The 1,800-nt window shown below is 53.0% G+C and carries 2 protein-coding genes; both read left to right on the top strand.

Going from position 1 to position 1,800, the window contains the following annotated elements:
• A partial coding sequence (locus RUMCAL_RS01690; protein WP_242823475.1) for a PH domain-containing protein occupies positions 1–479 on the top strand: 479 nt, incomplete at its 5' end.
• 66 nt (positions 480–545) lie between these two features.
• Positions 546–1,628 carry an FkbM family methyltransferase gene (locus RUMCAL_RS01685; protein WP_040646518.1) on the top strand — a complete coding sequence of 361 codons (1,083 nt, stop codon included), beginning with the start codon at positions 546–548 and terminating at the stop codon, positions 1,626–1,628.
• Positions 1,629–1,800: the final 172 nt, after the last annotated feature.

The raw sequence follows: 1,800 nt of genomic DNA, 5'->3' as shown, positions 1-1,800 counted from the left end.
TCTGTCGCACAATCTTTGTGCGGTATTGCCCAGCATCAACCGGAAAGGCGGCAGTCATGACAAAAGGAAAAACCAAAGACGGGCTGGAGTATCTCTGGACGGACAAAAAGCGTACCCTGTTCGGACTGCCCCTGTCCTTTACCCGATATTATCTGACAGAAAGCAGGCTGATCACCCGCATTGGTCTGCTCACCGTAGTGGAAGACGAACTGGACATCTACCGCATCACCGACAAGAAAATGGAATTGCCGCTGGGACAGCGGCTGTTCGGCTGCGGCACGATCATTCTGTTCAGCAAAGACGTTGACACTCCGGAAAAGCACATTCACTCCATCAAGAATCCCCGACAGGTTTCCGACCTCATCACGGCTCTCATCAACGAACAGCGTGACCAGTTCGGGATCCGCGGACGGGACATGGTGGGACCGTCCGGCATGCCGCCGGAGGCATGGGAGAATGACGACTGCTGCAATGACTAAAACAGACACTGCATGCAGCAGCCAAACCCATTCATGCGAAAAAGAGAAAAGGAGGTCCTGAACACATTGCTTTCTTTCATCACAGAAAAACAGTCCTCGTGGGAAAAACTACAGGCGGAAACCCGCCCGATCTTTATCTACGGCATGGGCGACGGTGCAGAAAAGATCATGCGTGTCTTTCGGGAAAAGTCCATTCCGCTTGCCGGCATTTTTGCAAGCGATGAATTTGTACGCGGGCATTCCTTTGCCGGCTACAAGGTGCGGAAGCTCTCCGAGATCGAAGCACAGGTAGACGACTTTGTGATCGTGCTGGCGTTTGCCGCAGGGTATCAGTCCCTTGTGGACAAGATCGTGGAGCTGAACAGCCGGCACACCCTCATTGTACCGGACGTACCGGTAGCAGGGGGCGGACTGTTCACCTATGATTACTGCGTAGAGCACGCGGCGGAACTGGAAGAAGTCTATGAGATGCTGGCGGACGACGAATCCCGACGGGTATATGCCAACATCATCAATTTCCGCATCAGCGGCAATATCCGCTATCTGATGGACGTGACTTCGCCCAAGGCGGAGATCTACCGCAAGATCATCAAGCTGACACCCAACGAGATCTACGTGGATCTGGGGGCATACAACGGGGACACCATTGACGAGGTGCTCCAATACACCCGCGGAAAGTATATCCGCATCTACGCCGTAGAGCCCGACCGGAAAAACTTCAAGAAGCTGTGCAAGTATCTGGACGGCAAGAACTTTGTCTATGCCTACAATGCGGTGGCATGGTGTCTGGACACCACGGTGCCCTTTTCCACCAAAGCCGGCAGACAGTCGGCAGTTTCCGCCTTTGGGCAGGAGATCGATGCACGTGCTGTGGACAGCATCTTACAGGGCAGACCGGCGACTGTGATCAAAATGGACGTGGAGGGCTGTGAACGGGAAGCACTCTGGGGAGCCTCCCAGACGATCGCACACTTTTCTCCGAAGCTGATGGTTTCGCTCTATCACCGGAACGAGGACATCTTTGCTCTGCCGCTGCTGATCCGGCGGCTGAACCCGAACTACGACTTATATATCCGGCACCAGCTGTATATTCCCGCGTGGGAAACCAATTTATACGCTGTGCCCTCACAAAAGAATTCGCTGGCATAAAGCCGGCAGAAAACAAAACTCCCTGCACGAAAACGTGCAGGGAGTTTTGTTATTGAGCTCATACATCGTAGGGTTGTGCTGTGTCGCAGTTCTTTGTGTAATCTTCGTGCAACGCATTGCCATACAGTACAAGGGTAGGCGAGTTCTTTTCTTTTTTTGCTTCTTTTTTTCT

Source organism: Ruminococcus callidus ATCC 27760, assembly GCF_000468015.1.
Classification (GTDB): domain Bacteria; phylum Bacillota; class Clostridia; order Oscillospirales; family Ruminococcaceae; genus Ruminococcus_C; species Ruminococcus_C callidus.
Note: the sequence above shows the minus strand (reverse complement) of the source record. Positions and strands in the feature narration are given on the sequence as shown.